Here is a 26,274-nt window from a genome sequence, read left to right as displayed (position 1 = left end):
CTCATTTTAAATAAGCTAAGATTTTTTTGACTATTATCTGTATCAAAAAAATTTTAAAAGATTTCTCCAAATTCTTTACACTACTTATCATGTTTTATTTACACGTAGATACCCCTTAAAACATAGCCTGTCCTAGTTAAGTTTGTTTCTGAAAATTTATATCAGATAAACACCAGCGTGCCCTTTTAGCACCTCCTGTTCATAGCCCAGCGCTCCATAAGATGGTTCAGTATAGTGGATTCCCCACTCTTCAACTTAATCTGGAAATAATATCCTCAATAGACTAAAGATGCACCACATACCTCCATCAAATCTGAAGGATATGTCTCATTTTCTATGCAAATTGAAAAACGCAATTCTGTACCTTCACCTGCTGTAAAACGCGCATCACTGATCTCTGAAAATCAATTCTGCTCTCATCACCTCCTGTCTCCCCACGCTTAGAGCGATGACTTTTTTATTCTATTATAGATAGATTTTTTTGCAAGAACAATAACCACTTCTGAGTAGAACCTAGCAACTATTGGTCTTCTTCCTCTTCATTACAATACCACAGTAAATATTCGCCAAACTGTTTTGATAACCAACTCTGCTTTATTAAACCAACATAGAAAAATACGCTTCATCATCGAATTTGCAATATTGTAATAAAGATCTAAAAATTGAAAGACTACGCAAACATTTTAAGGTTTTATCAATGGTCCCTCAATCTGATAATAATCCTTTCGAAACGACAATTTTCAATCGCACACTTAATCATCTCCCTAAAGCTCTTGAGAAATGATTTCTGAAATTAAGAGAGCACAAAGCAATATAGCTATACCGTCCCGACTATTTTTATAGCTAGGATATCATCCCCCATTACTGATTTTCTTAACAACTATAACCATCACTTCTTTAAAAAACAGACAAGTAAATGTTTTTTATTGATAATTAAAATAAATATTAGTGTATTTATTATTCTAGCTTCATAGAGAAAAATATTATAAGCAGTAGTTTATAGAGAATCTTGAACAGATATAGATACTGTTCTTTTTTACACAGAGTTATGATGTAGTAATATCATTTACGTTCATTGAAAAAGCATACAAATCATACCATCTACTAAAAAATAAAAAACAAATGCTTTTTTAGTTTACCTGAACTAACCGTAATATTCTAAACTCGTTCCCTTGGAGATGAAGCAGTTATGCGTAATAAAGTTATAAGGTCCTCATCCCCAAAAGTATTAGGGACATATTTTATAAAGCTTACAATTAATTAGATAATAAAAAATAAGCACACAGATTAAGAAAATATGCACTAAAATAATATATGCTACGATCTCGGCTGGTTTCTAAATACACTTTACTAAGTGTAATCCAAGAACGACACAAAGGTGAAGAATAAAAATTAACAGAAATGCTAAAATATAAATCCCTTCGCGTTAGAAAAAAATTCTGATTTCACAATTTCTCTATAAAAAAATAAAAAACTTTAGTATTGTCACTGACAATTTCATAGTACCTTCTTTCGGTTTTAAAGAGAATATAAAAACCGTTAAAAACATATCTTTGCGATTGACAATACAAGGATTTAAGTCAACCATATTCTTAAAAGTAAAAAGTTCCTTAAATGGGGGATAATGCAAATATTATAAAATATATTGCAATCAATTTTTCAATAAAGCTTCTTGATTTTTATTTAAGATATATCGGTATAAAAAATTATATATAACCATTCATTCAAGCGCACATGATTGATAATTTGGACTTATCCCCGTTAACATCACAACCTGTTCTTAAACTACATGTTTATAAGGAAAAAGTTTATGCGAAAAAAGATTCCATCAATCAGTTGCCGCCCCTTTCCTGCCTCACGCAAAATTTATCAACAAAGTCCTTTCTTTTCTAATGTGCGTGTCCCATTGCGTGAAATTTCATTTACTGATGGCAGTGGTGAAGAACCTTTAAAGATCTACGATACCTCCGGCCCATACACAGACAAAGATACGATTATTGATATTGCAAAAGGCTTGCCAGAAGTTAGCTCATCTTGGCTCTCTAAACGTGCTGATACTGAACCTTATTCTGCACGATCAGTTAAACCTGAAGATAACGGATTCACCTATAATACCCTTGCTACACCAACCTTTGAACAAAAGCGACCCATTTTGCGAGCTAAAAATGGCAAAGCGATTACACAGATGGCCTATGCACGCGCAGGCATTATTACCGAAGAAATGGAATATGTGGCCATACGAGAGAATGAAGGATTCACGATAGAAGATCAGAAAAAAGTGCCATCAAATGAAACATTGCGTGGAGCAATACCAGAATTTTATACTGCTGAATTTGTTCGTAATGAAATTGCCTGCGGACGTGCCATTATTCCCAAAAATATCAATCATCCAGAATGTGAACCAATGATCATTGGACGCAATTTTCGTGTTAAAATTAATGCCAATATTGGCAATTCAGCAGTTACTTCATCTATGGCAGAAGAAGTTGACAAAATGGTTTGGGCCACTCGTTGGGGAGCCGATACAGTGATGGACCTGTCAACAGGACGGAATATTCATAATATTCGTGAATGGATTATTAGAAATTCACCAGTTCCGATTGGAACTGTTCCTCTTTATCAAGCACTCGAAAAAGTACAAGGTATTGCTGAAAATTTAACATGGGATATTTTCCGTGATACTCTTATTGAACAAGCAGAGCAAGGTGTTGATTATTTTACTATTCATGCCGGATTAAGGTTACCATTTATTCCTCTAACTATTAACCGTGTAACAGGCATCGTCTCACGGGGTGGCTCAATTATGGCAAAATGGTGTCTGCATCACCACAAAGAAAATTTTCTCTATGAACATTTTGATGAAATTTGTGATATTGCACGCACATATGATATCTCTCTTTCATTAGGAGATGGACTGCGCCCCGGCTCTGTTGCCGATGCAAATGATGAAGCCCAGTTTGCCGAACTTAAAACATTAGGAGAATTAACAAAAATTGCTTGGGCAAAAGATGTACAAGTCATGATTGAAGGGCCAGGACATGTTCCAATGCACAAAATTAAAGAAAATATGGCACAACAATTAGATCTTTGTCATGAAGCACCTTTTTATACTTTGGGACCTCTCACTACTGACATCGCTCCTGGTTATGACCATATTACATCAGCAATTGGTGCTGCTATAATTGGGTGGTTAGGAACTGCTATGTTGTGCTATGTAACACCTAAAGAACACTTAGGACTTCCTGATAAAAATGACGTTAAAACTGGCGTGATTACTTATAAAATTGCTGCCCATGCTGCTGACCTTGCCAAAGGTTTACCTAGAGCACAACTCCGCGATAATGCCCTTTCACGCGCACGATTCGACTTTAGATGGCATGACCAATTCAATCTTTCTCTTGATCCAGAGACAGCCTGTAACTTCCATGATGAAACAATGCCTAAAGAAGCTCATAAGTTAGTACATTTTTGTTCCATGTGTGGGCCAAAATTCTGTTCTATGCGTATCTCCCATGATATTCGTGAGGCAGCAGCAACTAAAAAAATAAAAAATGAAGGTATGGTCGCCATGGCCGAGAAATATCAAAAGGATGGTGACCTTTATATAGATACTATCCCTGTTCACAAAAAGAGAGTAAATAGTTGAAGAATATTCTTATCAAAGGTGCAGGCGTGGGGGGATTGACAGTTGCCTTTATGTTACAACAAAAAGGAATTTCTGTTACGCTATCAGCTCCTCCCCATTCTCCTATAGGAACAGCGAGTTGGTATGCAGGAGGAATGCTGGCACCTTATTGTGAAAGAGAAAATGCTGAACAAATCGTTGAAGATCTTGGCATACAGGCCATACAATGGTGGCGAAAAACACTTCCCAATCTTGTCATACAGAAAGGTACTTTAGTTGTTGCACCTACACGGGATAAGGTGGAGCTTGAACGATTTTCAATGCGTACACATAAGCATAAAACTATAACCGACGCAGAGATAACGCAGCTTGAACCGGATCTTGCAGAACGTTTTAACTGCGCACTCTTTTATGAAAATGAAGCGCATCTTGATCCTCGTAAAGCACTTAGCACTTTAAAAGAAAAACTGATAAAAAACGGAGCATGTTTTGTCGATATAGAAACATCTGAAACAAATTTTGATGTTGTCATTGATGCAACTGGAATAGCACGTTTAGGAAAAGACAAAAATATACGGGGTGTACGCGGTGAAATGCTTCTTGTACGCAGCATGGATATTAAAATTTCTCGCCCAATTCGCCTCCTTCATCCACGTTTTCCTCTTTACATTGTTCCCCGGCAAGATAATATTTTTATGATTGGTGCAACAATGATTGAGAGTGACTTTGATGGTGCTATCTCAGTGAGATCAATAATGGAGTTACTTAACGCTGCTTATACCTTACATCCTGCTTTTGCCGAAGCAGAAATTATTGAATCAGGCGTTGGTATACGACCATGCTATCCTGATAACTTCCCTTCTGTATACAAATATGGTAACCATATCTCTATTAATGGATTTTATAGACATGGTTTTCTTTTATCTCCAGAAATGGCAAAACGAGCAATAAAATTGGCATTGGAGTAAAATATGCAAATATTTGTCAATGGTGAAACAATCCAAACTGAAGTAGTCACTCTTAATCTCTTGCTTGAAGAATTAGGCTATGAAGGAAATTGGCTAGCGACTGCTGTGAATGCTGAAGTTGTTCCCGTAGATGCACGAAGCCAATTTGTCTTGCATGAAGGAGATAAAATTGAAATTTTAAGCCCAATGCAAGGAGGCTAAAACTATGCTGAATCTTTATGGACGACAATTTTCTTCTCGTCTTATGTTAGGTACAGCACAGTATCCTTCACCAATAGTTCTTAGGGATGCTATTTGTAAATCTGGTACAGAAATTGTAACAGTTTCATTGCGCCGAGAAACAGCAGGTGGAAAACAAAGTGGACAATTTTGGCAATTTCTTAAAGAACTGGATATAACAGTACTTCCTAATACTGCTGGTTGCTACACTGTGAAAGAAGCTGTTACAACAGCAAAACTCGCACGAGATCTCTTTAAAACATCTTGGATTAAACTTGAAATTATCGGTAATCCTGATACCTTACAGCCAAATGTTTTTTCCTTAATCGAAGCAGCACAAATTTTAAACAGTGAAGGTTTTGAACTTTTTGCTTATACAACAGATGATCTCATTGTCGCTGAAAAACTCTTCGAGGTTGGATGCCAAGTCATTATGCCTTGGTGTGCTCCTATTGGGTCTGCCAAAGGCCCTCATAATACCGATGGATTGCGTTCTATTCGTGCCTACCTTCCTGATGTTACTCTTGTTATTGATGCCGGCATTGGACGCCCATCACATGCCGCCATTGCTATGGAACTTGGTTATGATGCAGTGCTTCTTAACACTGCCGTTGCTAAAGCAGATGATCCTGTCTTAATGGCTGAAGCATTTTCTAAAGCCGTTCAAGCAGGACGTATGGGATATACAGCAGGAATGTTAGAGGCACGCGATGTAGCTGTGCCTTCAACGCCAGTTATTGGAAAAGCAGTATTTTCATGAAACTAGATCCCTTTTATCTCATCGTTGACAGTGCGGATTGGGCTGAACGTTTGGTTCCTTTGGGTACCAAACTCATACAATTGCGTATGAAAAATGAAAATCTTAAAATGATCCGTCAAAATATTAAACGCGCAAAAAACATCTGCGATAAACTGGGAGCACAGTTAATTATCAATGATTATTGGGAAATCGCTATTGATGAAAAGTGCAATTTTATTCATCTTGGACAAGAAGACTTAAGAAATGCTGATATTCCTGCAATTCGTAAAAACGGTATAAGGTTTGGTCTTAGCACACATGATGAACAGGAATTGGATATCGCGCTCTCTGTTAATCCTGCCTATATTGCACTTGGTCCCATTTATCCGACAATCTTAAAAGAAATGAAATGGAAACCTCAAGGACTAGAAAAAATAAAACAATGGAAAAAGCGCATTGGTACTTTACCTTTAGTGGGCATTGGTGGCTTAACCCCAGAACGCGCAATTAGTGTTTTAAAAGCAGGAGCAAATAGTGCTGCTGTTGTAACCGATATTATCCTCCATAAAAAACCTGAACAGCGTATGCTACAGTGGGTAAAGGTGACACAAGCATGGCGTTAATGCCTTCTATTCTCATTGTAGCAGGAACCGATCCCACAGGAGGTGCTGGTATTACCTGTGACATCGAAACAGCTGCACATTTTCAAGTAAAAGCGAATTTAGCCATCACTTGCGTTAACGTACAAGATAATAACCACGTTGCTGAAATTGTTCCAATGAGTGCAAAACTTATTGCCGCACAAATGCGCATAGCTCTAGAGGCTAATCCAATAAGCGCAATAAAAATTGGTATGACAGGAACTCAAGCTATCATAGCAGAGATTTGTCATGTATTAGAAGACTATCCCCGTATTCCAGTTATTCTTGATCCTGTACTTGTTGCCTCCTCAGGGGGAAAACTGACAACAGAAAAAATTATAGACATTATGATCAACAAACTTCTCCCTCATGTTGATCTTTTAACACCTAATAGAGGAGAACTTGCGCTTCTTAGCCAAAGTCCATTAGCGTCTTGTCGTGAAGAAGCAGTACAACAAGCAAAAAAACTTCTATCATTTGGCACACGTTCTATCTTGATAAAAGGTGGACATGCAGATGGTCCCTTTGCAATTGATAGCTTCATTGATAAAACTGAAATCATTAATATTTCTACTCCGCGCTTAAAGGGAACAATGCGTGGAACAGGTTGTATCCTTTCTAGCGCTATTGCAGCACATTTGGCATTAAATGAATCTATGATACAAGCCATAAAAAGTGCAAAAGCATATATTCAAACACGACTCTTAAATCACAAGGAAAAATGTTGTTAAAAGGTTAACATTGTATCACAATATGACTCAATATTCTGAATATAAATTACATTTTATGTAGATTTTTATTTTAAATCCAATGATTCTATATAAATAGATAAATACTTATATTATTATATAAAAATAGTATTTATAGTAAGATATATTTTATATTTGTTTTTAATATGCAAAATATAATTTAATAATAAAAAAATTATTTTATTAATTTATAATATCACTTTTATATTTTCTCAATTTATACAACTTGCATTCGGTAAAAAATTTTTTTATTATAGAATAATTCAGCATCTCTTAAGAGAGAAGATTGGCATTGAAAAATGCAAACAACTGTAAACGATCTCGTTTTACAGTTTCTTTTTTTTGTAAAGAAAAGAGGCCATCGTTGTTTCATACATCACGGACTAATGAATACACCATAAAGCTTGAAGGGTAATGTTGTCTGATCTATCCACAGTCAATAGGTCATTAGAAAAAGTAAAATGTTAAATCAAACGCCGTATTCAATCTCCTATGAAGAACTCTTAAGCTTTTATAAAGAAAGTGGTGCGGATGCTGTCCTAACCGATTTACCTGTTGATCGCTTTAGTCAACTTGCTCCCCTAAAGAAAAAACCAACACAAGAAGTTGATATTTCTCATAATCAACAAATATCCCCAACTATAAAGTTAAACAATCACCCATTGCCTAATCCTTTTACCATACAAGGCGGATCTTCAGCTATAGAAATCGCAAAAAATGCCAATACACTTGATGAATTAAAATCTGCTCTTCTCGCGTTTAATGGCTGTTCATTAAAGTTGACAGCAAAAAACACCTGTTTTTCAGATGGAACAGCAGGAAGCCCGCTCATGCTTGTAGGAGAAGCGCCAGGACGAGAGGAAGATATACAAGGGGTTCCATTTGTAGGAAAAGCGGGAAGATTACTTAATAAAATTCTCGCATCAATTGGCCTAACGAGAAATGATGTTTATATAGCCAATACTGTTCCCTGGCGCCCACCAGGAAATCGGACACCAACACCAAGAGAAGTCGCCTTATGCCGTCCTTTCATTGAACGGCAAATTTATTTAGCTAATCCTTGTATCCTCATAGCACTAGGAGGAGTTGCTATGCAGTTTCTTACGGGTTCTCAAAATGGAATTATAAGAACACGAGGGAAATGGTTTACCTATGAAAGCGAAAACAGCATAAAAATACCTGTTATGCCAACCTTTCATCCCGCTTATCTTCTCCGAACTCCTAGTCAAAAAAAACTTACATGGGTAGATTTCTTAGAAGTAAAAAACCGCTTAGACAGTCTTTTGTAAACTCTAACACTGCCTCCCCCCTTAACTCAAAACATAAACACTCGTTTAATTCTTTAACTTTTAAAATACGAATAGGAAAAATTATGCAACAATCAGCAGTACCCATTTATTATTTAGAAGACTACCAACCAACGCCTTATACTATTCCCAAAACACAACTACACTTCCGTTTGGCACCAACAAAAACCTCTGTTACAGCAACACTCTCTATTGAGCCGCGTCACAATACAAAAGGCTTAGCCCCTCTTGTGCTTTCCGGTGATGATCTTACATTAGTTTCTGTTACTCTTAATGGGAAAACATTGTCTGAGGATGCTTATAAAGCTACTCCTTCCCGTTTAGAAATTATAACCCCACCAACAACGCCTTTTACATTGCAATTGGTCACAGAATTGAACCCTGAAAGCAACCGAAAACTCATGGGGCTTTATCTTTCAAATGGTGTTTATTGCACACAATGCGAATCAGAAGGTTTTCGTCGTATTACTTATTTTTATGATCGACCAGATATTCTTTCTACCTATAAGGTAAAAATTGAGGCGGATTCTCAAAAAATCCCTATCTTACTTTCCAATGGCAATCTCGTGGAAACAGGAACTCTTGAAAACAATCACCATTTTGCCGTGTGGGAAGATCCTTATCCCAAACCATCTTATCTCTTTGCTTTAGTTGGTGGAGATCTTGATAAGTTAGAAGACCATTTTACCACCGTCTCTGGTCGACACATCGAACTTGGTATCTATGTGGAAAAAGGAAAAACGAAACGTGCAATCTATGCAATGGATGCCCTAAAACGTTCCATGCGTTGGGATGAGCAATGTTTCGGCCGCGAATATGATCTTAATGTTTTCAACATTGTTGCTGTTTCTGACTTTAACATGGGTGCAATGGAAAACAAAGGGCTTAACATCTTTAATGATAAATGTGTTCTTGCAGATCCTGAAACAGCAACCGATCATGATTATCGAAATGTTGAACGTGTCATTGCCCATGAATATTTTCATAATTGGACCGGTAATCGTATTACCTGCCGTGATTGGTTTCAACTCTGTTTAAAAGAAGGTTTAACTGTCTACCGTGATCAAGAATTTTCTTCAGATCAAAATCTGCGAAGTCTACAGCGAATTGAAAATATAAAAACATTAAAAGCCACACAATTTATTGAAGATTCTGGTCCACTCGCTCATCCTGTACGGCCTCGCCAATATAGCCAAATTAACAACTTTTATACCGCAACCGTTTATGAAAAAGGTGCAGAAGTTGTTCGCATGATACATACTATTTTAGGCCAAGATCTCTTCCGTAAAGGAATGGATCTCTATTTTCAACGCCATGATGGACAAGCTTGCACAATTGAAGATTTTATCGCCTGTTTCGCTGAAATTTCTCATCAAGACTTCTCACAATTTATGCTGTGGTATGAACAAGCAGGAACACCAAATGTAGAAATCAACCACCATTACAGCGATGGTACTTTAACAATCCATGCCAAACAGCATATTCCAGCAACCCCGCAACAAAACACAAAAAAGCCTATGCTTATCCCTATCGCTTTTGGCCTGTTAGGACAGAATGGAGAGTCTCTCACTTATGAGGCTGATGCGGATATTCAATCAGATGTTATGCTTCTATCCCAGGAAAGCCAGACCTTTACATTAAGAGGATTGAGAGAAAAGCCTGTTTTATCACTGCTTAGAGACTTCTCTGCGCCTATTAATCTACAAACCCCATTCAATGAAAGTGAACTTATCTTTCTTGCACAAAACGATAGCAATCAACTTAATCGTTGGCAGTCGCTTAACCGTTTGATAACGCAAGCTTTGATTCACGCCATTCAAGATAAAACACAAACAAAAGAGGATATGCCCTCTCCTTTGCTAAAACTGATTGGAGCCATTACTCAAGATGAAAGCCTTGAACCAGAGTTTCGCGCCTTTTGTTTAACTTTACCGAGCGAAGTTGAGCTTGCCCAAATAATCGGTGAAAATGTTGATCCAGATTGTATTCACCATGTGCGCAAGCAGTTTTTAGCTTCACTCGCACACACACATAAAGAACTCTTCACAAAAGTTTATATGCAAATGGGAACCAATGAACCTTATTCATCAACCCCTGCACAAGTTGGGAAACGAGCATTACGAAATATTCTACTCGACTATCTTTCCATTGCTGAAGCGCAACCAAACCGTGCTGCCACACAATATGCAACAGCTAATAATATGACTGATCGTATGGCTAGTATAACTATTTTAGTGCGGCACTTCAACAAAAGTGAGCAAACGAAAAATGCTTTAAATGATTTTGAAAACCGATATCGGCATGATCCTTTAGTAATGGATAAATGGTTTTCCATTCAAGCAATGGTTGCGGGAGCATCAACACTTGATCATGTTCAAAAGCTTATGCAACATCCGCTTTTTTCACAAGATAATCCAAATCGTGTACGAGCCTTGATTGGTGTCTTCGCATCTAATAATTTAACAGGTTTTAACAGAACTGATGGTGCATCCTATCATTTTCTTTGCAAAATGATTTTAGAAATTGACAAAAAAAATCCACAGCTTGCTTCGCGATTACTAACAATGATGCGCTCTTGGCGACAATTAGAGCCTATTCGGCAACAAAAACTTGAAACTGCATTAAAAACAATTGCAGAAGCTCCCCAATTGTCAAGCGATGTCAATGACATCATCAATCGTCTGCTTGCTTAAAATAAAAAATATTTATAATCAGTATGTTATACCATTTTTTATGAAATAAGATTAATGCGCTGCTCTATAATAATAAGCCTATAAACAGGAACTTTAAACCTGTTTATAGGTCAGATTAATGTTCCTTTGCATTTCCACACTCCACTCTTATAAAAGTAAAATTACTTTTTTTTAAAAAAAAGACTGGACAGAGGACTCCTGTTTTGATTCATTGCACCCTATGGGTTTATTATGAGTATCGAAGCAGTTTTTAAAATATATTATTCTATAATTAAAGGAACTAGAAATGGCTAAACTGGACGCATATAATGCGCCAACGGAGGTCTATGCTGATTCAAAATTGAGCACTCAAAAGCACAAAGCGCAGACAGAGCGTATCAATTTGCTTTCTAACTCAGCCTATAAAAAACTTCTCTTTATTGAACCTTGGCTACGACGTTCACTTCCATTTGTAGTTATTGCATTTCTTGTTGTGCTTACGGCAATTCGTTTCCTATCAATCTATGATTTGCGCAATACAATTGATAAAAACACACGTTCTACTATCACTCTCTTAGCTGCTCAGCTTATCAACACAATTGATCGTGCCGCTATGCAGAAAGGAAAAGCAGCAATCCTTTCTCATGATCATTTGCAAAATATTCTTACCAATTTTCGCAATCAAAACCTTATCAATCCCAACACTGTTATTGCCATAGTTAATCAAAAAGGCAACGTTCTCGCTTCATCCAATTCAGAGATCATTTTAGGAAAACCCTTACAGGACTTTCTCTCTAAGAACATTACTTTACGGTCTCTAAGCCCACAGGCTGAAATCATGAAAATCACCATAGGTGAAGATAGCCCTGCTCTCGCTTTGTTTGAGCAAACAGAAAATGGGCAATATGGTGTCTTCATCAGTGAAAAAACACAACATACTTATAGAGAATGGCGCAAAATTTTTTCGTTAAATATAACCCTACTCATAGGAACTACGGGCATTATTTTAGCACTCCTCTATGCTTATTACAATCAAATTGTACGGGCACGCAGGACAGATCTTATTTCAGAAAAAACTCAAAACCGTATCGACATGGCAATGATGCGTGGACGCTGTGGATTGTGGGACTGGAATATGGCAAGCGGACGTGTTTACTGGTCACGAGCAATTTATGAAATGCTGGGTTATGTGCCTCAAGATGCACTGCTCTCAATTTCTCAAATTACCGCCATTATTAATCCAAATGATGCTAATTTTTTTGATCTTGCTCAAGAATTAATGAGTGGTAAAAAAAAGCATATCGATATTAATGTCCCTATGCGTCATGCCGATGATCATTATGTATGGATGCGCATTCGTGCTGAAGTGACAGATGAAGAAGAACCTCATTTGGTGGGTATTGCTTTCGATATTAGTGAACAACATAAACTTGCAGAAGAAACAGCGCAAGCCGATCTTCGTATCCGCGACGCGATTGAAAATATTTCAGAATCTTTCGTATTATGGGATTCAGAAGAGCGTTTAGTCATGTCCAATAGCAAATTTTGCGAATATGCGGCTATCCCTAAACAAGTCTTACAACCAGGAATCCAACGCGCAACTGTCGAAGCCATGGCCCGCCCTGCAATCAATGAATATCCTCTTAAAGACGATGGTACTGGTAATCTAACCAGTATTTGCCAAACTGCAGATGGTTATTGGCTCAAAATTAATGAACGGCGCACCCAAGATGGAGGGCTTGTTTGTGTTGGTACAGATATTTCTGAACTTAAACAACAACAGGAAAAATTTGAAGATAGTGAAAGACGCCTTTTTTCTTTCATTCAAGAGCTCAAACGTGCTCGAGGAAGTGCTCAACAACGTGCAACAGAAGTTGAAAAACTTAATAAAAGTCTGAAAGCAGAAAAAGAGCGCGCTGAAAGTGCTAACAAAGCTAAATCAGAATTTTTAGCCAATATGTCCCATGAATTGCGTACTCCCCTTAACGCCATTCTTGGCTTTTCCGATATCATGTTGCAGTCCACCTTTGGTCCTCTTGGCTCGCAACGCTATAAAGAATATATGCATGATATTTATAATTCAGGCAATCATCTTTTAACCCTTATCAATGATATCCTTGATATGTCCAAAATCGAAGCTGGAAGGTTTACCCTTGATTGTAAAAATACCGATCTTGGGCCAATCATCAGTGAAGCGACACGAACACTTACCCCCCAAGCTCAAGAAAAAAATATCTCTATTACAACAAATATTGCGCCGGAACTCCATGCAGAAGTTGATGGTCGTGCTATGAAACAGATCTTCCTTAATCTTATCTCTAATGCTGTTAAATTCACACCTTCTGGTGGGAGTATTGATATCTGTGCTTTCAAGAAAAAAAATAACCTTATCTGTAGAATTAAAGATACAGGCGTTGGCATTCCCCAATCAGCAATCAAAAAACTTGGGCAGCCTTTTGAACAAGTTGAAAATCAACTTACGAAAACCCATACTGGATCAGGCCTTGGCTTAGCCATTTCACGCTCCTTGCTAGAATTACACAAAGGGAAACTTGAAATTATCTCTAAAGAAATGAAAGGGACAACTGTAATCCTTACAATGCCAATTCAACAAAGTTAAATCTTCTTTAAATACCTCCATTTTTTTCCCGTTGTAGTAAAATCTTTTTCCGCCAAATACCCCAACGATATCCAGAGATAAAACCATTTTTGTATACCACACGATGGCAAGGAATAATTAATGCCAATTCATTACTTGCACATGCATTAGCAACGGCACGAAAAGCGTTTGGCATACCAATACGTTGCGCTAAGGCTTCATATGAAACTGTTTTGCCACATGCTACTTCACATAATGCTGCCCATACTTGTTTCTGAAGAACTGTGCCATTTATATCTAAGGGGAAATCATGTTTCCTTACCAACTGAGGCGTTTCTATCATTGCAACAATATGTGCAATTTCTCTCTTAAAAATGCTGTCCTCATCTACTTTCTGTACTTCACCAAAGCGTACGGTGAATTCCTGTAATAATTGTTCTGTCGTATCTCCCAATGCTATGTTACAAATCCCTTTATGAGACTTTGCTACCAAAAGCCCTCCTATTGAGATATTTTTCAAACAGAATATTCTTTTTTGAGAAATATTCATCCGCTTTCACTTTCTTTATATTTTAAAAAATTTTGAACCCCATAAACAAAATAAAGAAAAGGGATTTTTTCATCACAAGCTTACAAGGTAAGATAAAATCACCCTATCCCCTAATCATACATTCTTTAACAATTTTCATGGAATGATGAAAAAAACAATAAAAAGCTGAACTCTCTTTTATGCTTCAATCCTAATGACTATAAGAAATCAAATGGTGGCCACCATAAAACGTATAATTCCGACATATTAGAAAAAATTCAGTAGACATTTTAACCTAAAGTCCAAAAAAATGTTTACCTTTTGATAGAAAAATATCAACCTGAGCGACATAGGAAAATATAAAAAATCTCTGAAAGAAAACGTAAATGAAAATTCCAAGAATGCCTTTCTGTATTATAGGCCATAGCTCAAAGAATATTCTAGATAATAAACATAAAATTTTTATAAATTTATCATAAATGATGCAAACAGTTGGAGAGCTTCTTTCACAGATTTAGATTTATTAATTTTTCCTATAATAGGATCTTATTCTTTAAAAAAATCCACGCACTGTTTTCATTTAAAAGCGAAGTTCTTTTATTAGCGCATTTTATTGATTCACTATATATTACCCTTAATATTCTCAACGGCTCATTTTTATAAAAGCATACACTTTAGATTTAAGAAACTTCACCTTATTTGAAACAGGGATTGAAACAATCGAATATTTTACATATTGTATTGACTTTGTCTGCTAAATTTAAAGTAAAAGAATTTTGTATATTGATCTGATTTATCTCGGATAACAAACACACTTATTGAAGAAGAATAGAAACTACAAGGGTAAAAAACGGTTTACAGTCTTATAATAATCTCCTTTTCATTCGACTTCATGGTTTTTAGAGTATTCTTAGTACTGTTTTAAAATAGATTGCAGAACACCTTTTGTTTTTCTTCTTCACGTTTTTAATGAGTATCATAAAATTTTCGAAAAAGTGTATATTCATTATATTCCTGATTCATAGACTTACTTGAAAAAAATACCTTACCTTTTATCGAATCCTCTTTCTAGTACTATAAGCCCACTACGCATAAAACTCACTGATACCACACTCTTATTATTCTTATGAAGTAAGAAACCAACTCCGTTATTGTATTTTCTCGTTCCCTAACATTACTACAAATCTCGTATTAAGATGCTCTATAAAACTATATTCAAATCGTTCCAAAATAGGTCTTTAGCCACACAAAGATCCCTATTGCAATGCACAAATAACCAATTTTTATATCTAATAGAAATAATAAACAATTAAGTTTATTCTCTGCTATTATATTCAATATAAAAAGTTATAAGGTCTGTTTAAAAATAATTGAGATAATTATGCTTTCTCTGTTTCAATCATAGTTTTAGATTAATATTTACTTTTGTGCCAATAAATCACTCTATATTATTTATTACAAAGCATAAAATATTCAATTTTCCTAATATCCATTATATTCTGAGCGTAGTCTTATTATCTTAAAATTCTTTGCATTTGTGCTCTTTTTTATTTCCTCAATAAAACAATTTATGACATTGAAAAAATAGAGAAAAATACCAGCAGAAATACTCAAAATATATACAATATTTCTCTTTTAAAATACTCTCCAGCACATATAAAAAATAAAAAGTCCCATTCAAAATGGGACTTCTCAATAATTTAATCCTACGATAACTTAAAATTTGTAAGCTACCCCCACGCGAAAATCATCCGTTTTGTAACCCATTTCAATTTTTTCCTGTGCAAATTTCTTCTTACCATAATCTGAGTAACGGTATTCCGCACGCACAATAACATTATCAGTCATTGCGAAATCAACCCCTCCCCCAAGGGTATAACCAATCATAGTCTTTTTCTCATCATGCAGTAAATCAGAAACACTAACAGCTTTTTTACTTGTTCTATCTGCTGCCTTCGTAAAAATATTTTGAAGCTGCGTATAAGCAACCCCCCCCGCAATATAAGGCATCATACGATCAACAGCAAAACCAACTCGTAACCGTGTAGCACCAAACCATTTTTGGTTTAAAGTATGATGCACAATATCAGAAGACGTCCCTAGAGAATCCCTGGACTCTATTCCCCAACTTGTTCCTTCTAGACTATCTCGCCTTAGTTTCATTTTACTTCCTTGCAACGGCTTGATATCTTTGGCATCTTTTTGACCAGACAATATTATATCCGTATCAATACCTATAACAAAGCCACTGTCAATATCAAGATTAGAACTCGCATAAATGCCACCTGTGAAACCAGAAAGTTTAGGCAATAATTCCTTTCCCACAGGTATCCATTTTCCTGTATCCCCATCTTCTAAATAACTCAAAGCAGTGCTACTTGAAAGACCACCAACTAGGCCTCCAAGATAAAACCCTGTCCAAGAAAAAGCAGGTGCAGAAACAACAGGTGCCGGCTGTTCTGGTAGAATAACATCCGCAGCCTGTACCGCAGAAACTAAAATTAAAGAAAAAATAGATGTTGTGATTAAATATTTTTTAGTCATAATTGCTCCCCTAAAAGCTAATGTGACACTAATAGTTAAATATTTTCATATTTTTTTCAAAAAATCTGTAGTAAAAATGATACAGTAATATAAAAAATATATTGAAAAACACAAGAAATTAATAAATAATTTATAAAATTTTCTATGATTTGCTGTAATATTTCTCATCATTTCCCATATTCTATAATTAGGTGTAGATTTATTGTATTATTTTTTTAAAGAAAAATTTTTAAATAGAGATTTTTATTCTTTTTTCTCATTATAATTTCTTTGTCAATGTAGTAAGAAAGAATACGTGTACCTAAAATATCGTAATATTTTATCTAACAATCCCATACAATAAATTTCATAAAGTACTATAAAATATATTCAATATTTCATTACATGTGTAAAAATTGAACATACTGATTGCCCAATTTCCTCAATTAATTTTTCAATACGAAGTAAATCAGGTTCTCCAACACTGCTTAATAAAAGGTCGCTTAATCCAGGTGGCATATCATCAGGGTCAAGGGAATCATTTAGACAAAGTCGTATAATTTGGCTCAAATTTGTATAAAGGACATAGGCGTGATGTAAATCAGAAATAAACGACTGATGAAGAAAACTATTCGGTAAGTGGGCCAAAATATCCGCTGTAGTTGCTCCAATCTTAAACTCAATCACATGCGTAATCAGAGCAAACTGGGCAATAAACTCCAGATCCATGATACCACCCGGCATCGTTTTAAAATCCCATCGATTTTCTGGCGGTTTTTCTTTTTCAATCAAAGTACGCATTTCACATACTGCTTTTGCTACATCGTTCTTATTACGAGCAAAAGCAATAATTGCACAAACTTCATTTTCTAATTTTTGTAAAAAATCAGGATCCCCAGTGATACCCCGCGCCCGTGTTAAAGCAAGATGTTCCCATATCCACGCTTCATTGCGATAATATTTCTTAAAAAATTGAAAAGAAACAGCAACGGGTCCCTTATTGCCTAATGGCCGTAATCTTAAATCAACTGCATAAAGAATGCCTTGACTTGTGAGAGTAGATAAAGCTGCAACCAAACGCTGTGTCAAACGAGTATAATATTGAGGAATAGAAAGAGGTTTTTCTCCATCAGATATTTCGGCATCTTCATCATGTTCATAAAGCAAAATAAGGTCAACATCTGAACCAGCAGTTAATTCACGGCTTCCAAGCTTACCCATACCCAGTATGCCAACACGGCCTCCTTTAACATTGCCATGAAGACGAGAAAACTCTTTTTGAACCGCAGTAAACGTTTTTGCAATCATAAGATCCGCAAGTGCAGTAAACGCAAAACCTGCTCTTTCTCCCGTAATTGCCCCATTCAAAATCCGAATACCAATCAAAAAACGTTGCTCATCAGCAAAAATCCTTAAATTATCAAGAATTTCTTCATACGAAGAAACACCTTCAAGAAAACATTCAAGGCGTTTTTTTAGGTAAGCTTTTGTGGGCAATTCTGAAAAAATTGCTGGGTCTAACATCCCATCAAAAACATGTGGTTTACGTGTAATAATTTCCGCAAGACGCGGAGCAGCCCCCATAATAAGCACCAACATATCCAAAAGAGAGGGATTCGATTGTAAAAGGCTAAAAAGCTGAATGCCTGAAGGTAACCCCTGTAAAAAACTATCAAAACACAACATCACTTCATCAGCCCGTTTTGTCGCACCAAAAGCCTTTAAAAGTGCTGGAGTCAATTCTGTTAATCTCTCACGTGCTTCCGCAGATTGAGTAGCTTTATAACGACCACAATGAAGTGTTCGCATAATACGACAAATATCACTCGCTCTTTCAAAACCTAAACGGCTTAATGTTATTAATGTCTCTGGATCATCTTCTTCACCCGTAAAAACTAAATTGCCAATTTCTAAACCAAGCTCTTGCTCGTTCTCAAACAACGCTGCATAATGCTTTTCAACAACTTGAAGCGTTTTTAATAAATCATGGATAAAGCTGCTAGTTTCTTGATAGCCCATTAAATATGCAACACTTGTGAATTGAGAAACATCATTTGGTAGAAGATGCGTTTGTTCATCTGCAAGCATCTGAATGCGATGTTCCACATTCCGCAAAAAAACATAGCTTTTTATAAGGCTATCTCTCGTTTTTTGACTGATCCAGCCAAGTGTGTGAAGTTCTTTCAACATTGCAACTGTCTGACGCCCACGTAATTGAGGAAAGCGCCCACCAGCAATAAGTTGTTGTGTCTGGACAAAAAACTCAATCTCACGAATACCACCACGCCCTAATTTTACATTATGGCCATAAGCAGCAATTTGACCATAATTTTTATAAGAATGGATTTGACGTTTGATTGAATGGATATCAGCAATAGCAGCATAATCTAAATATTTCCGCCACACATAAGGAAAAAGCTCTTTAAGAAAGTTAAAACCTGCTTTTTTATCGCCAGCAACTGGACGTGCTTTAATCATAGCTGCCCGCTCCCAATTTTGTCCACGCCCCTCGTAATAACGCAACGCAGTCCTTACTGGTAAGGCCAAAGGAGTTGAACTTGGATCTGGTCGAAGCCGAAAATCAAGACGGAAGACATATCCCTCCACAGTACGTTCTTGAATGATGTGAATTAATCGGCGTACCATCTTAGAGAAGAAATCGACACTCTCAGAAAGATTCCCAATATGAGGTGACATTTCATCAATAAAAACAATAAGATCAATGTCAGAAGAATAATTTAATTCTCCTGCTCCTAACTTTCCCATCCCTAAAATGATTAAACCACAGTCTTTTTCTGGATCATCACGGCTCGATAAACTTATTTTACCATGATCATGTGCTTCTCTTAAAAGAAAACGTAGAGCTACACCTAATGCTACTTCACCCAAACGTGTCAACCAAGCACAGGAAACTTCACAAGTAAAGACACCACTCAAATCAGCTAAAGCAATAAGAACATGTGCTTCCCGTTTTTTTTGTCTTAAAGCCGCCATTAATGCAGTTTCATGAATAGACTCACTCTTATCAAGAACCACAATATCATCTATAATTTCGCTTAACCTCGTTTCTATATCGACATTCAATAAGGGACTGAGATAGGATGGGTTGGTGATTAAGACCCCACGCAAAAAAGGTGATAAGGTCATAACTGCGCTTACAAAATCAATTTGCTTTCCCTTGTCTGAAATATAGGAAACAAGCGATTTTAAATTTTCGTTTCTCGCTTGCTCTTCCATGTCATTCAACCATTGAGAACCATTCTCATCAAGGGGACATAAAGGGAGAAGCTGTGTTTTTAAAAAAGCATTTTTCATCTACACTCCCTTGAAAAGCACTTTGCCTCCCCTTCTATTGCATCATACTCAAAAAAAGAAATAGTCGTTCCCTGTAAAAGTAGAAAAATGAAGCAAAAACACCTTTAAGGAAATAATAAAACAGCCCTAAGCCCTGGATTTGCATTTTCAAGTAAAAGTTCTCCCCCATGAAGTTTCATAACAGCTTTTGCTATACTTAAACCAATACCAAAACCGGGCTGCGTACGACTTTCTTCAAGGCGAACAAATCGTTCTATTACTTTTTCACGTTTAGCCACTGCAATTCCTGGACCATTATCACTAACGACAACCAATAAATGCTCATCACGATATTCCATCGACAAGCAAACTTCCGCCTTCCTTCCATCTTTAGATGCATATTTAATTGCATTATCAATAAGATTAAAAATCGATTGTGCAACAAGCTCACGATTCAATTTAAGCTCTTTATCAAATGTATCTCCTAACCGAAGTAAAACACCTGATTCTTCAGCAAAAGGTTCATAAAGTTCAACGGCATCTTCAAGGATCAGCTTCATATTCATTATCTCAAGATGCTCAATTGCACTGCTGGCTTCAAGACGTGAAATCATTAAAATAGCATTAAAAGTACGAATAAGTTGATCTGATTCAGCAATGACACCATCAAGTGCCTGACGATATTCAAGCTTGGTTTTTTGCCCCGAAAGCGCTTCTTCAGCGCGATTTCTAAGACGTGTCAGCGGTGTCTTAAGATCATGAGCAATATTATCCGACACTTGACGCAAACCAATATTTAATTCTTCAATGCGGTCTAACATAACATTAAGATTAGCCGACAATCGATCAAACTCATCACCTACTCCAGAAACAGGTAAACGCCCACTGAAATCACCGTCCATCAAGCGCTGTGATGCAGCTGTTACATGATCGATCCTTTGCAATGCACGCCTACCAACAAAAAACCATATGAGTAGAGCCCCTCCAACCATTGCTGCCAGAGCAATCATTACTGCTTTACGAATAACCGCTGCAAAACGTTCTGGTTCATCCAAATCCCGCCCTATAAGAATTTTCATAGCATTGGGCAACTCAACAATAATTGCCAAAGCGCGATGTTCACTTGTTTTGCCATGTTCTCCGAAACGTGAATACAAAAAAGAATTTGAAATAAAGCCATTCTGATTCAAAAGACCTAATTCAATACGTGCCACATTGCCTGCTAAAATACGCCCCATAGAGTCAGTGACAAGATAAAGAAAAGCCCCTGGTTGTCGTGAACGATAATCAATAGTACGCATTAATAAAGGGACTCCACCATACTTATAAGCATTTTCGATATAGCTTAATTCTTCATGTAAAGCCTGTTCCGTTTGCTCTGTTAATAATGAAGCAGAAAACGCTGTCATATAAATAGAAAGTCCTGTTGCAACTAACCCAAACAATAAGATATAAAGTGCTGAAAGCCTTAGCGCAGTTGTGCGCATTATATTGATCAAATGATTCATATTTTGTGATCTGAAGCTTTCAACATATATCCAGCTCCACGCACAGTATGGAGAAGTGGAGTATTAAAATCTTTTTCAATTTTTGCTCTCAAACGGGATATATGAACATCAATGACATTTGTTTGTGGATCAAAATGGTAATCCCAAACATTTTCTAAAAGCATCGTGCGTGTAACAACCTGACCTGCATATCGCATCAGATATTCAAGTAAACGAAACTCGCGGGGTTGCAATGCAATATTTCGGTCCCCCCGTTTTACTGTGTGTGCTAACCGATCAAGCTCAAGATTGCCCACACGATAAACAGTTTCTGCCTCTTTAGGATTTTTCCGTCGTTGCAGCACTTCGACACGAGCAAGAAGTTCAGAAAAAGCATAGGGCTTTGTCAAGTAATCATCACCCCCTGCACGCAAACCCTTCACACGATCGTTCACTTGTCCTAAAGCTGAAAGGATGAGAACTGGTGTTTCATTACCTTTAGCACGCAATTCCGCAATAATAGAAAGACCATCACGATGCAAAAGCATCCGATCAACAACCATAACGTCATAATTTTCCGTGTCAGCTAAAGCATACCCAGTATCCCCATCATACGCAACATCAACTGTATGCCCTGCCTCCCCAAAAGCTTTTTCGAGATAACGCCCCATTTCATGATCGTCTTCGATAACGAGTATCCTCATAAAACGTATCTCCGTTATTTTATCAAATTCCATTGTAGAACAGAGATCTACAAAACCTCTGCCCTACAATTAATTAAGTGTTACTTTTTGAAAATTGGAAGAGCGACAAAACGATTTTGGTCATTTGTCCGCACTTGTAAAAGTATAGCTTTTCGTCCTAGCTTTTGAGCACTCTTGATTGCGTCAATAATATCAGATACCTTTTTAACTTGTTTATTATTCACTGTTATAATCACATCACCAGGGCGTATTCCTTTGTCTGCAGCATCTGAATCTGAATCGACATCAGTTACAACCAATCCTAAATCATCATCAGAAGGAGCAACAATCAAACCATAATCTTCCAATGTTTCATCCAAATCACTGGATCTATTTGAATGCTTTGAGCCTTCTTTTTTACCTTCGTCTTCAGGCATTGAATCAAGTTTAACCTTGATATTCTCCTCTTTGCCAGATCTCCAAATACCTATGGTCGTTGTTTCTCCTGGTCTAATATTCGCAATCCGCTTTGCTAAATCACGAGCATCCGTAATTTTTTCACCATTCACAGAAATAATTACATCACCTGCCTTGATACCAGCCTTTTCTGCTGGTCCTTTTAATGGATCAGTAACCAAAGCACCTTTGGCCTCTTTCAAACCCATTGATTCAGAAATTTCCTTCGTTACAGGCTGAATTTGGACTCCCAGCCAACCACGCTGAACCGAACCTTTTTCAATAAGTTGTTGCACAACCTGCTTTGCTGTCCCTGCCGGGATAGCAAAAGCAATCCCAACATTTCCGCCAGAGGGAGAAAAAATTGCTGTATTAACTCCAACAACCTTTCCGTTAAGATCAAAAGTTGGACCGCCAGAGTTTCCTCGATTAACAGCAGCATCAATTTGAATAAAATCATCATAAACACCAGTGCCAATATCACGCCCACGTGCCGAAACAATCCCTGCTGTCACAGTTCCACCAAGACCAAATGGATTACCGATAGCAACAACCCAATCACCAATGCGAAGTTTTGAATCATCACCAAAATCAACATATGAAAATTTTCTTTTTTCATCTACTTTCAAGACTGCAAGGTCGGTTCGCTTATCCATCCCAATGAGCTTTGCATTCAGTTCTGTACCATCATCAAGAACAACAGTGTAACTTGTGCCATCAGAAATCACATGATTATTGGTTACAATATAACCATCAGACGAAATAAAAAAGCCCGATCCAAAAGCTATAGGACGAAGTTTTTGCGAACGTTTTAAAGACTTGTTTCTAGATTTATCACGATCATAAAATTCCTCAAAAAACTTTTTCAACGGATGTTGATCTGGTAATTGGTCAAGACCCGGACCGCTAAAAAAATCACTAAAGAACCACTCTTTTTTCTTTTTATTGCTCTTCACTTGTACTGAAACAACCGCAGATTTTACTTGAGAAACAATATCCGCAAATCCTGGCTGCTGCACTAATGAAGTAAATACAGAATTTGCATGCGCCTCTGTCATCCACAAGCTTGATCCACATCCACTAAAAAATAGTGCAGTTTCCAAAGCAGCAGAAAAACTTACTGCGGCCAATGTTGTGAAGAAAGTTTTTTTAACCATTTGGTATATGCTCCTATTCAATCATACTTTTTATCCAGATTCCGGTCACTTGTAAAACAAATGACCTTACCATTTTCTGTCTAAATTATTAAAGTTTTGTAAGGTTTAAGTACGAAACAACGCATCATTATCAATAAGGTTGAATGGCTAAGTAAAACGACTTCAATTTTTTTCATGTCATATCTCTTTCAACTTAACAGGATTTCTGGCTGTTTTTCTTTATCAATATTTAAGTCATTATTTTTCGTGCTTGTACCGTCTTATCCGGAAAAAAACGATGCTTGCACCAATGATGATAATTATAAAAGGAGATAACCATAAAAACCAAGTCGTTTTATTAAATGGTGGTTTCAAGAGGATAAATCCACCATATCGCTCAACAAGAAAGTCAATAACCTGCTGATCACTCTCACCCATTTTCAATCGTTCACGGATCAACAGCCGTAAATCACGTGCTAATGAAGAATCTGAATCATCAATTGATTGATTTTGGCAGACTGGACAACGCAACTGTGATGAAATCTTACGCGCACGCGATTCCAAAACTGTATCCTGTAAAATTTCATCCGGCTCCACTGCTATAGCTAACGATAGAAAAAAAACAGTGACAAAAAAAAACCAAGTCCAAAACAGTCCCTTTTTCATCTCAATGTCTTTTTAGAAAATTTGAAGTATCCTTCTTCGTCCCCCAATGCGGAACCAATAACCCAAAAGAGAAAGACATCCACCCATAGCCATCATTAATACCCCTAACCAAACACATATTATATAAGGCTTCCACCATATATGCAAAACAAGTCCCCGATCATCGATACGTCCTGGCACAATATATAACTGGGATAAGCCATGATTTTGAATACCTACTTCCGTTGTTGAAGCATTTTGGCTTGAATAAAACCGCTTTGATGCTGTTACATTGCGCACAGCATTTTTATTTTCATCGATTGTAAAATAAAACTCTGTTGCAGAATAATTCGCGCCAGCGTTATCGCGAATTTCATCAAAATGAAGCGTTTTACCCGCTATTGTTACCATATCTCCTATCTGCATAGTAAGAATACGCTCTTGCCCAAAAGTTGCTACACAAACAATACCAAATAATGTAACACCTAACCCCATATGCGCCATTGCCGCACCAAAAACGGACCATGGTAACCCTAAAAATCTCTTAACCCGAAGCCCAAAGGCTATCTTGCGATGTCCGCTCTTTTCCCAAAGATCAGCTAAACTACCAAAGAAAACAAAAACTGAAAGTCCAATTCCTAAAACGGCAAAAATATCACGCAAGGACGTAGCATAAAATGTTATAAAACAGGCTATACAAACGAATGCAAAAACAAACCATAGCCTTTCACAAACTGCAAGAAAATCACCGCGTTTCCATGCCATCATTGATCCAAATGGGGTCAAGAACAACAGTAACATCATTAAAGGTCCACAGGTAAGGTTGAAAAAGGCAGCACCTACAGAAATTCTTTGCCCTGTTAATGCCTCAATAAAATAAGGGTAGAGGGTACCAATTAATACTGTTGCTGTTATTGTTGTGAGCAACAAATTATTTAACACAAGAAAACCCTCACGCGAAATTGGCTGAAATAATTTCCCTGTTTGCAAAACAGGTACACGCAAAGCAAAAAGAAGAAAAGCCCCTCCCGTAAAGAAAAACAAAAGTGCAAGAATTACCTGCCCCCGTGCTGGATCAACAGCAAAACTATGAACAGACATTAAAAGACCAGAACGAACAAGAAAAGTTCCCATAAGAGAAAGAGAAAAAGTAAGAAGGGCTAAAAATAAAGTCCAACTTTTTAATACCTCCCGCTTTTCAAGAACAAGAGCAGAATGCAAAAAAGCCGTTCCTGAAAGCCAGGGCATAAACGAAACGTTTTCAACTGGATCCCAGAACCAATAACCACCCCATCCTAGCTCATAATAAGCCCAATAGGATCCAACCATAATACCTAATGTTAAAAAACACCAAGAAAGTAGAAGCCAAGGACGAACCCAACGCGCCCATAGCCCATCAACATGTCCTATAATCAATGCAGCTATGGCAAAAGAAAAACAAAGAGAAAAACCAACATAGCCTAAGTAAAGAAGTGGTGGATGAATTGCTAACGCGATATCCTGTAAAAGAGGATTGAGATCTTTTCCCTGCAATGCTGGGGGATTAACCCGTAAAAATGGGTTGGAAACAAAAAGAATAAAGAAAAGAAATGTGCTGGTAATCCAACTTTGGCAACTTAAAATTAATGCCCTAAACTGTTCTGGCAAATGTTGGCTAAACAACGCCATCAATGTACTAAAAAAAGCGAGACTTAAAACCCATAATAACATGGATCCTTCGTGGTTTCCCCAAACACCAGTGATTTTATACAATATCGGTTTTTCCGAATGAGAGTTCTCAACAACATTTAAGACAGAAAAGTCAGACACGATATAGGCGTGAACAATAATCAAAAAAGATAAGAACAATAATGTAAAAGTAATATATGTTAGGGGAACAGCTGTTTCCATTAACGAACGATCCCTCCATAAAAAACCTAAAGCGGGTAAAAATGCCTCTAATAAACTCACGGCAAAAGCTGCAGCTAAAAAAATATGACCCAGTTCGACAAGCACAATCGAA

Annotated in this window: 16 protein-coding genes and 1 pseudogene; 9 read left to right on the top strand and 8 right to left on the bottom strand. The window is 36.9% G+C overall.

Annotated features, from left to right (window positions below):
• Positions 1-1,810: 1,810 nt before the first annotated feature.
• The 9 genes from thiC (at position 1,811) to HNQ69_RS03145 (ending at position 13,540) form a co-directional block, all read left to right on the top strand.
• On the top strand, positions 1,811-3,646 hold the full coding sequence (thiC, locus tag HNQ69_RS03185) for a phosphomethylpyrimidine synthase ThiC (protein WP_183228631.1): 1,836 nt from the start codon (positions 1,811-1,813) through the stop codon (positions 3,644-3,646).
• Positions 3,643-4,593, top strand: coding sequence for a glycine oxidase ThiO (gene thiO, locus HNQ69_RS03180; protein ID WP_183228630.1), 951 nt, complete (start codon positions 3,643-3,645; stop codon positions 4,591-4,593). Before thiC ends, thiO begins: the two co-directional genes overlap by 4 nt.
• Before the next feature lie 3 nt (positions 4,594-4,596).
• Positions 4,597-4,794: a sulfur carrier protein ThiS gene (gene thiS / locus HNQ69_RS03175; RefSeq protein WP_183228629.1), complete on the top strand. Its 198-nt coding sequence runs from the start codon at positions 4,597-4,599 to the stop codon at positions 4,792-4,794.
• Between the two features lie 4 nt (positions 4,795-4,798).
• Positions 4,799-5,572: a thiazole synthase gene (locus HNQ69_RS03170; RefSeq protein ID WP_183228628.1), complete on the top strand. Its 774-nt coding sequence runs from the start codon at positions 4,799-4,801 to the stop codon at positions 5,570-5,572.
• Complete coding sequence (locus tag HNQ69_RS03165) at positions 5,569-6,174, top strand: thiamine phosphate synthase (RefSeq protein WP_183228627.1); 606 nt, start codon at positions 5,569-5,571, stop codon at positions 6,172-6,174. The genes HNQ69_RS03170 and HNQ69_RS03165 overlap by 4 nt, the downstream gene beginning before the upstream one ends.
• The gene (locus HNQ69_RS03160) at positions 6,165-6,923 is read left to right on the top strand and encodes a hydroxymethylpyrimidine/phosphomethylpyrimidine kinase (protein WP_183228626.1); all 759 of its coding nucleotides are present in this window, start codon (positions 6,165-6,167) and stop codon (positions 6,921-6,923) included. The genes HNQ69_RS03165 and HNQ69_RS03160 overlap by 10 nt, the downstream gene beginning before the upstream one ends.
• 479 nt (positions 6,924-7,402) lie before the next feature.
• Positions 7,403-8,230: a uracil-DNA glycosylase gene (locus HNQ69_RS03155; protein ID WP_183228625.1), complete on the top strand. Its 828-nt coding sequence runs from the start codon at positions 7,403-7,405 to the stop codon at positions 8,228-8,230.
• An 83-nt stretch (positions 8,231-8,313) separates the two neighbouring features.
• A complete protein-coding gene (pepN, locus tag HNQ69_RS03150; RefSeq protein WP_183228624.1) occupies positions 8,314-10,941 on the top strand; it encodes an aminopeptidase N in 2,628 nt (875 codons plus the stop codon).
• 286 nt (positions 10,942-11,227) lie between these two features.
• Positions 11,228-13,540 (top strand): sensor histidine kinase, encoded by a 2,313-nt coding sequence (locus HNQ69_RS03145; protein WP_183228623.1) that lies wholly within the window; start codon positions 11,228-11,230, stop codon positions 13,538-13,540.
• 7 nt (positions 13,541-13,547) lie between these two features.
• Here the strand turns inward: HNQ69_RS03145 and HNQ69_RS03140 are convergent, their stop codons facing one another.
• From HNQ69_RS03140 to HNQ69_RS03105, 8 genes and pseudogenes are all read right to left on the bottom strand, one after another.
• Positions 13,548-14,069 (bottom strand): methylated-DNA--[protein]-cysteine S-methyltransferase, encoded by a 522-nt coding sequence (locus HNQ69_RS03140; RefSeq protein ID WP_183228622.1) that lies wholly within the window; start codon positions 14,067-14,069, stop codon positions 13,548-13,550.
• Positions 14,070-15,764: 1,695 nt separating this feature from the next.
• Complete coding sequence (locus HNQ69_RS03135; protein ID WP_183228621.1) at positions 15,765-16,592, bottom strand: outer membrane protein; 828 nt, start codon at positions 16,590-16,592, stop codon at positions 15,765-15,767.
• 369 nt (positions 16,593-16,961) lie between these two features.
• Positions 16,962-19,886, bottom strand: a complete 2,925-nt coding sequence (locus tag HNQ69_RS03130) for a bifunctional [glutamine synthetase] adenylyltransferase/[glutamine synthetase]-adenylyl-L-tyrosine phosphorylase (RefSeq protein ID WP_183228620.1) — start codon at positions 19,884-19,886, stop codon at positions 16,962-16,964.
• 104 nt (positions 19,887-19,990) lie between these two features.
• Positions 19,991-21,373 (bottom strand): sensor histidine kinase, encoded by a 1,383-nt coding sequence (locus HNQ69_RS03125; RefSeq protein ID WP_183228619.1) that lies wholly within the window; start codon positions 21,371-21,373, stop codon positions 19,991-19,993.
• Entirely contained in the window at positions 21,370-22,056 is a 687-nt protein-coding gene (locus HNQ69_RS03120; protein WP_183228618.1) for a response regulator transcription factor, read from the bottom strand. Before HNQ69_RS03120 ends, HNQ69_RS03125 begins: the two co-directional genes overlap by 4 nt.
• An 80-nt stretch (positions 22,057-22,136) precedes the next feature.
• Positions 22,137-23,648, bottom strand: coding sequence for a Do family serine endopeptidase (locus HNQ69_RS03115; RefSeq protein ID WP_183228617.1), 1,512 nt, complete (start codon positions 23,646-23,648; stop codon positions 22,137-22,139).
• A gap of 188 nt (positions 23,649-23,836) precedes the next feature.
• Positions 23,837-24,293 (bottom strand): annotated as a pseudogene (locus HNQ69_RS03110) (cytochrome c-type biogenesis protein).
• A gap of 12 nt (positions 24,294-24,305) precedes the next feature.
• Positions 24,306-26,267 (bottom strand): heme lyase CcmF/NrfE family subunit, encoded by a 1,962-nt coding sequence (locus tag HNQ69_RS03105; RefSeq protein ID WP_183228615.1) that lies wholly within the window; start codon positions 26,265-26,267, stop codon positions 24,306-24,308.
• Between the last annotated feature and the right edge of the window lie 7 nt (positions 26,268-26,274).

The organism is Bartonella callosciuri, from assembly GCF_014203215.1.
Classification (GTDB): Bacteria; Pseudomonadota; Alphaproteobacteria; order Rhizobiales; family Rhizobiaceae; genus Bartonella; species Bartonella callosciuri.
This window is presented reverse-complemented; position numbering and strand designations above follow the sequence as displayed.

Bases quoted from the DNA above. Each gene is read 5' to 3' on its own strand.
- thiC (WP_183228631.1), top strand. From the start codon at position 1,811: ATGCGAAAAAAGATTCCATCAATCAGTTGCCGCCCCTTTCCTGCCTCA.
- thiS (WP_183228629.1), top strand. From the start codon at position 4,597: ATGCAAATATTTGTCAATGGTGAAACAATCCAAACTGAAGTAGTCACT.
- HNQ69_RS03170 (WP_183228628.1), top strand. From the start codon at position 4,799: ATGCTGAATCTTTATGGACGACAATTTTCTTCTCGTCTTATGTTAGGT.
- HNQ69_RS03165 (WP_183228627.1), top strand. From the start codon at position 5,569: ATGAAACTAGATCCCTTTTATCTCATCGTTGACAGTGCGGATTGGGCT.
- HNQ69_RS03160 (WP_183228626.1), top strand. From the start codon at position 6,165: ATGGCGTTAATGCCTTCTATTCTCATTGTAGCAGGAACCGATCCCACA.
- HNQ69_RS03155 (WP_183228625.1), top strand. From the start codon at position 7,403: ATGTTAAATCAAACGCCGTATTCAATCTCCTATGAAGAACTCTTAAGC.
- pepN (WP_183228624.1), top strand. From the start codon at position 8,314: ATGCAACAATCAGCAGTACCCATTTATTATTTAGAAGACTACCAACCA.
- HNQ69_RS03145 (WP_183228623.1), top strand. From the start codon at position 11,228: ATGGCTAAACTGGACGCATATAATGCGCCAACGGAGGTCTATGCTGAT.
- HNQ69_RS03140 (WP_183228622.1), bottom strand. From the start codon at position 14,069: ATGAATATTTCTCAAAAAAGAATATTCTGTTTGAAAAATATCTCAATA.
- HNQ69_RS03135 (WP_183228621.1), bottom strand. From the start codon at position 16,592: ATGACTAAAAAATATTTAATCACAACATCTATTTTTTCTTTAATTTTA.
- HNQ69_RS03130 (WP_183228620.1), bottom strand. From the start codon at position 19,886: ATGAAAAATGCTTTTTTAAAAACACAGCTTCTCCCTTTATGTCCCCTT.
- HNQ69_RS03125 (WP_183228619.1), bottom strand. From the start codon at position 21,373: ATGAATCATTTGATCAATATAATGCGCACAACTGCGCTAAGGCTTTCA.
- HNQ69_RS03120 (WP_183228618.1), bottom strand. From the start codon at position 22,056: ATGAGGATACTCGTTATCGAAGACGATCATGAAATGGGGCGTTATCTC.
- HNQ69_RS03115 (WP_183228617.1), bottom strand. From the start codon at position 23,648: ATGGTTAAAAAAACTTTCTTCACAACATTGGCCGCAGTAAGTTTTTCT.